Raw genomic sequence first — 6790 nt, 5'->3', positions numbered from 1 at the left:
CACCACCGCCGGCACAAACTGTACTTCTTCCACTTCGGAATGACCGCCCGCAGCTTCTCGCAACTGACGGCGCCAGCCAAACAACTGCTGCGGCGACAATCCATGCCGTCGCGCTACCGAACAGACTGAGTCGCCGCTCGCAACGATCTCCGCAACAATCCGCGCCTTGTCCTCGTCGCTCCACTTCCGCCGACGGCCGGCTCCAGTGAAGACCTCAAGCCGCCTCACCGGCTCCGTGATAGCACTATGCTCTGTGTCCATTCTAAGCCTAACGGTTCAAACAAACCGCAGACTCGCAGATCGCCCCGTCAACCGGTAGGTGGCCGCTGAACAGCGCTTACACAGCAGCGCCTGCTGCCTTCGATTTTACGATGCGATGAGGGTCATCAATCGCTGATTTGTAGGTAACAGCCACTAGGGGGACCAACGCCCGGCACTGTCATAAGCCGGCGACAGACTGCATCGTCACGCACAATTGCCAGCACAGCCTTGGCGCAGCGGGCCGAAGGGTCGGCTGAAAGCCCGATTTGCTGCTGTCCGTGTGCGCATCGCCGACGGGCCTCCGCAGCGAATATGGGATAAGGATCAGCAGCATCTCCCGGGCGACGAGGCGTGGCTCATTGGCGAGCATCGCGCCTCGGGGAGAAGAAATACTATCTTGCTAACCTGTTCGCGGCGGCAGATCTGCGCATACTGGCCGCCACCATCAAGGCGCGATGGATTTGCGAGCAGGCCCATCAGCAGCAGAAAGAAGAGCTTGGCCTCGATCACTTCGAAGGGCGTTCGTGGCAAGGTCTTCATCGTCACGCCCTAATGACTATGATTGCCTACGCCTTCTAGCAGCACCGTCGCCTCGCACACGCGGGGCGGAAAAAAAAGAATCAACGGGCCTCCGCCTCAACCAACCATGCCCGCCGTACCGTCACGCTATCGTTGATCTCATCCTTCGGCCAGCGTCTCAGCGGTGTCCCTACTGCAGAAAACAAATCCATGAAAAACCTTGGCGCAAACAGATTCTGCCAAAGTAGTGCTAAGTTGCCCTTACCTTGGCTGGGACGGCGCATCAGCACCTCGTCAATTCCCTTCAGCCGTTCAGGCGACAAGACAGTCAGGCCACAGCTCCCTACGGACGGGCGATAGCAGGCACACCGAGCCGTCAACGGCGGAAAGAGAGGGGGCCCCTAGCACCGGACGCGTCATCGATCCGGCCACTCAAACAAAAAGCCGCCCCGTTGGGGGCGGCTTCGGATCGTAGGCGAGAGTTAGTACTTAAACTCCGGCATGGCCTTCAATTCATCCTTAGTGGCGTTAAGCACTGCGTGATCGGGGTACCAACTCTTACTGGCGCTGGTGGTGGTGGTTGTCGTGGTCGTAGTTGCGGCACCGGTGGTGGTTCGCGTGGTGCTGTCTGGAGCGGAAGTCGCTGCAGGAGCATTCGCTGGGGCGGACGTTGTCGACGTAGTTGTCGAGGTCACCGGTTGGTCAACCCACTTCAACTTATCGAAGGCGACTGCCACGTAGTGCTCGCCCAAGCCGAGAACGCCGCCAACACCTAGAACGACATTGGCCACCTTGCCTGACCTATCCAAGATCACCTCGTTGATTTCGCCGATCTTCTCGTTTGCTTCATTGTACACATTCACGCCGGCAAGCTTAGACGCACGCCATTCACCCACCTTGTGCGTGGTGGCAGTGGTAGTCGAATCGACCTGGTTCGTGGATTGCGCCGAAGCCGCGCCGGTCATCGACGCAGTAGCCAGGAATGCGATTGCAATGCATTTCGAAATCATGATGTTCCTCCATTGCTTAGGGGAACAACAGGGCGCGGAAAGTTTGGTTCCAGAGACGGAACAAGAAACAGTATCCGTGCTGCCGAGGTCTCTGAGACCTGATGCTGTTCCGTGATGGCAGAATTCCGTCCCTATGTTTTCAGACTTTCGAGAGGCACCCCACGAACTCGAGCGAAGATTTGCTTGTGGTTGCCGTTCAGCCCGTTGGGCCGTTTCCAACGCGATGACCGCTTTCACGAGGACCAGACGTGAGCCAACTTCACCGCCAGCCACTTCGCTAATGCAGCGTTCACGGCTACCGGACATTCATGTGCCATCCAGTGGCCAGACCGGATCATGACCTCGGTCAAGTCGTCGCAGTATTGACGCATCGGCTCTGGGAACCGGGAGCCTCCAGTCGTCAAGGGGAGGTCCCGGGTTCTGTTGAATTTCTGAAGAGGTTGGCGTTGCCCACCTTGAGCCGGTAGGCTCTGGGTGCTGATGCCACAAAGGAGAGCAACGCCATGAAGAGAGATACCACACCGGCTGGGTGTCTGAACGATCAGCCCAGTCTCGATAATCGGGCAGGAGCCTTGCCGGCCCGAACTTGATGCGTTCATGCGACGACTGGAGACACCAGCTTGACCGGCGCGGCCTCGACCTCCTGTCAATCGCCGTGGCCGCTGCGATAGCGGTAGGAGGCGATTCCCGATTGCCAGTTCGGGACCAGGTCATGCGCAGATCGACGTTGGGCAGAATCACCGGTCCCAGCCCGGCATGGTGCGGCCAGTGGATCGGCGGGTAGCCAGTAAGGAGTACTAGAAGTAGTGCCGGCGCCGGCAAGAACGTAGGCAGCTGGCTGTAATTGCCTTGCAGGGAGGCGGCGACATCGAGCGGCGGATTAACAGCTTGGGTGATGCTGCCGCAGCGCGGATTAACAGCTTGGGTGATGCTGCCGCAGCCCTGGATCCGCCTGTTCGGCGTGTCAACGACCAGATCCAGCATGAAGATTATGTCTCCTGGGCGGCTTTCGCCAATCTGATAGCAGGCGTGAAACAATCCGACGTGGTCTTTGGTTGTCGTATCTGGCATAGAGCTATCCTTTCCTGTTTAAGAGGATTGAGCGGGTGATCGGCCGTGGTCATCCGGCCAACTTCCGCACGTAGTTGTCAGATTCTTCCGCCGAGATCGCCTTCACCGGAATGCGCGTGCCATTGCTACCGGACACGACGATTTGCGGCACATAATGGCCGGGGAAGCTGCCCTTGACCGCGTAGGGCGTGGACCCATCACCGAGCGGTCCCGTCCAGCCCATCACGTCGATCTTCAGGCCGCCGACCCAATGCGGATCGCGCACTAGGGTAATTCCTGTCGTGAAGTTCGGCGCATCACCCTCAACTTCGACCAGAAATAGCCCGAATCCATCGGATCCGTGATGAAGGTGACTTTTGTCGTTTTAGACGGCTCCGTCTGATAGAAACCCATGATTGTCCTCGTGAGCTGACGATGCTTGGGCGACGCTGCGCAGCATCCCCGCACGCCTGATGACCCGTGCGGCGCTGGGTGGTGTCCGCCAGCGGCCGCAGAGAATTTGCGCGGTGAGTGCTTCAATGGCCATAGAAAGGTGCGCCTCGCCGGTGCGAGCCCCGCGGCTCAGCGTCGAGTTGCGGACATTGTGGCATCGGCCTGACACGAATGAATACGACGAGACCGGCGTCAACTTTCTGCGCGACCAGTCTAAGACAGTTCGCCGTCTTTTGCGTCTATATCCGCGTCGGGCTTTCGATCGTAAGTGCAGTAGGCCACGGCAGCACGGCTTGCAGGTTCGTTGTCCGCGCTTTCGGCAGGAGCTTGAGCAATTCGGGTTTGATAAAGCCGAGCGGCCGAGCGCAGCCGTGTGTACGAAAAACCAAGGGAGAGCGCGCGGTTTCGTCGCGCCCTGAGTAGAAAATGACTGTTGCAAACGTCTAGGTTGTATGCAACCGTAGGCTTGGGCATCAGAAACCCGAGATAGCATCAGTGGCCATCAAATGGGCCAGCGTATAACAGCCCCGTTCGGTGGGACGGTGCGCCCATGTCGAAGGGGCACCCCAAAAGCACATTGGCCGTTCAGGATTTCTGAACCCCCGGCAGCCAGTCCGCTACCGGCATCAGAGCTAAAAGCAAAATCCATGAACCATCAGCGAATCTCGCGCCGCGCCGTGGCGATCGCTCGCGTCTGCAGTCTCGAAGTGTTGCACGACAACGAAACATCTCAGCAGAGAGCCGACCGGTTGCTGGTGCCGCACAAGCGGCGTAACGGCATCGTCAACTTAATCGACCGCCGAGCTGAAGGAGGCGCTTCTCAAAGATTCGAGATTCGGCCATTGTGCTTGTCGTCTCGCACCAAGTCGCAAAGGCTCGCTCGCGCGAAGCGACGGCAGTGACGGCTCCCCATGCGAGCCAACAGATAAGCCCGCTAGCCTCTCCGGATTTGTTAACGATCTGTGGACGCTCACATTGCTGTCGGCCGCCAACGACGATCTTGGCGGGGTTTCCTCGGCAAGGCGGTTGATACCTTGGTCCGGCGAGTGTCGCCCACGTGTGGATTCAGGATCACTCGCCGAGGAGCTTCGACAATACAACGCCGCTCGCTTGAAATGATTCGAGCGGCGTTGGCTCCTAGCCCCGCGAAGGTGATGCAAAATCCCGACAAGGATGGGTCAGCACAAAGCGTGCCAAGGTTCATGTCTCAAACTGGAACTTTGTAGAACTGCGGGAGTCGATTCCTGGCTCTCGACCCCTTCACGACGCTCAATCGATGGAAAGCCCAACCAACTGAGCTGACGCCATTTAGTGTTCTTCGCGCTGGGACCCTTTGACTCTCGCGGAGCAGGGATTTCCTGTCTCTGGGGCTTCGGGTTCTGTCGCGTCCTTCCAGCAGTTGATGTCGCAATATGGTGCAGGCCCGGAACGTGTTGGAAGTTCAAACCAACACGCCGGGGAGGGCGGCTGCGCTTCGGTGACAACATCAACCGCCTGTCGACCCGTGTGGACTGGTTTTCGATCCGGCGCGTCTTTTTTCTTTGGCTGGGCCGACCTGACTCTTCTGGCAGGGGATTTGTGCCGGGCTTTGAAGATTATCTAGAAAGCGCCGGTCCGTAGCGGGTGTTGGTTCCAACCAACACCGGGGATTAAGAGGCCGGTTTCATCGAAATCGTGCCAGCAGGAGCAGCACGATCGGAAGGAGTAGTCATCGATGAACACGATCGTCATCAACAATAAAAAGGGTGTCGGCAAGACGACGCTTGCTGTGCATCTGGCTTGGTTCATGGCGGAAGCTGGCCGCCGGGTTCTGATGATCGATGTTGACGCGCAGGGCAGCGCGACCGACACGCTCAAGCAGCATACAGGGTCGATCTCGGCGGCCGATCTCTTCAAGCCCGCGACCCGAGTCGCTGGTGAAAACAACGGTATCACGCTGGCACCGGCCGACAGCTCCTTTACGGATATCGATCGCGGCAACGCTGCTGCCGTCATGACCCTGCAGCAATCTCGCCGATGCCGCCGAGCGGTTCGATATCTGAATGATCGATACCTCGCCATCGCTTGGGCTTCGCAGCGTCGCTTGCCTGGTCGCCGCCTCGCATGTGCTGGCGCCAATTTACCTGGAAGACTAAAGGCCTGATGCAGACCGTGATCGGTGTCCAACGACGGTGCGGTCGCCAGGACACGAGATTCCTCGGCTTGCTGCATTCGAATTTCAATACCAAGTCGCCTCGTCAACGGACGCACTTAGAGCAGCTCTTGCGCGAAGCGGCAAAGTACGTATTCCCAGGCCAGATTGTTGCACGAGACCGCTATGCTGAAGCCGTTGCGGAACGCGTGCCGGTGTGGAGATTGAAGCGTCGCTCGGCGCAAGAAACTCGCGTAGTTTCACAACCGAGGTCGGCAGCATCGTCGCTGGCAATAAGGGTTCGCTATCAGAACCGGACCGGAGAGCTTGTTGTCGATCAAACGCAAGCAGTCGCAGCACTCAACGCAGCAAGGGTGGAGACGAAAAAAAGAGCTTGGGATCTCGGTCATAATGGAAAAATGGATCGTCTCCCAATCCGTCATCAATCCAGGCCTTCGACTCCAACCAGAGAGAGAAGATTGGCTAGCAGCTAGGCGACATCTCGCTCTCGATACTCGATCTCGCCGATTGAAGCCGCTACGTTCCAGCTCTCGTAAATAAGGGAAGCGGCCAAGGCGCGGCAGTTGGTCTCCGCGGTCACAGCAAACAGGCCAGCCCTATCACTACAAGGCGCTGCTCCTTGGGAGCCCACCAAAACGGTAGTTGAGGCGACCGCGGCAGATTTACAGAGTACGACCCGTCTATCGATCACGGGGGCGATGCCGGAGCCAAGCTTTATGGAAAGCGTTCAGTACTTCGTCACGCGCCATGAAGGCCAGTGGAGGGTTGCGCTCAATTGTGAGTACTCCGGCGCTTACGCCACTGAGGAAGAGGCGATCCGCGCCGCGGTCGACGCAGCCCACAAGGAGGGAAAGGCAGGACGCGACGCTCAGGTTCTAGTTCAGGGCCATGACCACAGGTTCAGAAACGAGTGGACATATGGCCAAGACCTATACCCACCGTCCGGCTAATCGGGCTGGAGGCTCGTTTCAAGGCTCGTGCCGATAAGCGAGCATACTGTGACCGACAGCATGCTGGAAACCGGTCAAAGAGGGAGCGCCGGAGCGGGTCACAGTGTCTTGAGGTATTCAAGCAACGCCTTTTGTCTTGGTCGCTTAAACTGATCCCGTACTCGTGTCCGCATCGGCTATTGCCAGAATTGATATTACTACAATCCGTGACGGACAGAGTTTCGCTCAGCGGCTCCTGGGTGGCAGCAAGACCAACGTTTTCAATGTCGTATTTCCGTCCAACGCTAAACTGCGATTTGCGCTCCCCTGATGGCTTGAGCAATTCCGCCAGGGTAGGGACCGAGCCGTTATGAAGATAAGGTGCGGCGGCAAATACCCTGCAGAACACGAGCCTC

General features: G+C 58.2%; 8 protein-coding genes and 2 pseudogenes. 4 read left to right on the top strand and 6 right to left on the bottom strand.

Going from position 1 to position 6790, the window contains the following annotated elements; all coding sequences use genetic code 11:
* Together K359_RS60395 and K359_RS62670 are read right to left on the bottom strand one after the other, a co-directional pair.
* Nucleotides 1-261 (bottom strand): transposase (locus K359_RS60395; protein WP_029085059.1); only part of this gene is annotated, 261 nt, incomplete at its 3' end.
* An 85-nt stretch (nucleotides 262-346) separates the two neighbouring features.
* A pseudogene (locus K359_RS62670) lies at nucleotides 347-491 on the bottom strand (transposase); the annotation flags it as partial.
* On the opposite strand from K359_RS62670, the pseudogene K359_RS56110 reads away from it, so the two are divergent.
* Nucleotides 491-994, top strand: a pseudogene (locus K359_RS56110) (IS701 family transposase); the annotation flags it as partial. The pseudogenes K359_RS62670 and K359_RS56110 overlap by 1 nt on opposite strands.
* Nucleotides 995-1262: 268 nt before the next feature.
* Here the strand turns inward: K359_RS56110 and K359_RS0146160 are convergent.
* Together K359_RS0146160 and K359_RS66575 are read right to left on the bottom strand one after the other, a co-directional pair.
* A complete protein-coding gene (locus K359_RS0146160) occupies nucleotides 1263-1790 on the bottom strand; it encodes a PRC-barrel domain-containing protein (RefSeq protein ID WP_029085057.1) in 528 nt (175 codons plus the stop codon).
* 306 nt (nucleotides 1791-2096) lie between these two features.
* Nucleotides 2097-2774 carry a DUF1842 domain-containing protein gene (locus K359_RS66575; protein ID WP_371261260.1) on the bottom strand — a complete coding sequence of 226 codons (678 nt, stop codon included), beginning with the start codon at nucleotides 2772-2774 and terminating at the stop codon, nucleotides 2097-2099.
* On the opposite strand from K359_RS66575, the gene K359_RS65425 reads away from it, so the two are divergent.
* Entirely contained in the window at nucleotides 2679-2900 is a 222-nt protein-coding gene (locus tag K359_RS65425) for a hypothetical protein (RefSeq protein WP_245284938.1), read from the top strand. The two genes, K359_RS66575 and K359_RS65425, sit on opposite strands and share 96 nt — an antisense overlap.
* A 10-nt stretch (nucleotides 2901-2910) precedes the next feature.
* Here K359_RS65425 and K359_RS56105 read toward each other — a convergent pair whose 3' ends face one another.
* On the bottom strand, nucleotides 2911-3126 hold the full coding sequence (locus K359_RS56105; RefSeq protein WP_198031287.1) for a hypothetical protein: 216 nt from the start codon (nucleotides 3124-3126) through the stop codon (nucleotides 2911-2913).
* 1881 nt (nucleotides 3127-5007) lie between these two features.
* Between K359_RS56105 and K359_RS65420 the strand changes: the two genes are divergently transcribed.
* Complete coding sequence (locus K359_RS65420; RefSeq protein WP_225024809.1) at nucleotides 5008-5436, top strand: ParA family protein; 429 nt, start codon at nucleotides 5008-5010, stop codon at nucleotides 5434-5436.
* Nucleotides 5437-6143: 707 nt separating this feature from the next.
* Nucleotides 6144-6395 carry a DUF2188 domain-containing protein gene (locus tag K359_RS0146145; protein WP_371261259.1) on the top strand — a complete coding sequence of 84 codons (252 nt, stop codon included), beginning with the start codon at nucleotides 6144-6146 and terminating at the stop codon, nucleotides 6393-6395.
* On the opposite strand, the gene K359_RS66570 is transcribed toward K359_RS0146145, so the two are convergent.
* Entirely contained in the window at nucleotides 6346-6783 is a 438-nt protein-coding gene (locus tag K359_RS66570; RefSeq protein ID WP_371261258.1) for a hypothetical protein, read from the bottom strand. The genes K359_RS0146145 and K359_RS66570 overlap by 50 nt on opposite strands.
* Between the last annotated feature and the right edge of the window lie 7 nt (nucleotides 6784-6790).

It is taken from the genome of Bradyrhizobium sp. th-b2 (genome assembly GCF_000426785.1).
GTDB lineage: Bacteria > Pseudomonadota > Alphaproteobacteria > Rhizobiales > Xanthobacteraceae > Bradyrhizobium > Bradyrhizobium septentrionale.
The sequence above is the reverse complement of the archived record's forward strand: the minus strand, read 5'-3'. Positions and strand labels throughout refer to the sequence as shown.

Coding starts and splice junctions, on each gene's coding strand:
- K359_RS0146160 (WP_029085057.1), bottom strand. CDS start 1,790: ATGATTTCGAAATGCATTGCAATCGCATTCCTGGCTACTGCGTCGATG.
- K359_RS66575 (WP_371261260.1), bottom strand. CDS start 2,774: ATGCTGGATCTGGTCGTTGACACGCCGAACAGGCGGATCCAGGGCTGC.
- K359_RS65420 (WP_225024809.1), top strand. CDS start 5,008: ATGAACACGATCGTCATCAACAATAAAAAGGGTGTCGGCAAGACGACG.
- K359_RS0146145 (WP_371261259.1), top strand. CDS start 6,144: ATGCCGGAGCCAAGCTTTATGGAAAGCGTTCAGTACTTCGTCACGCGC.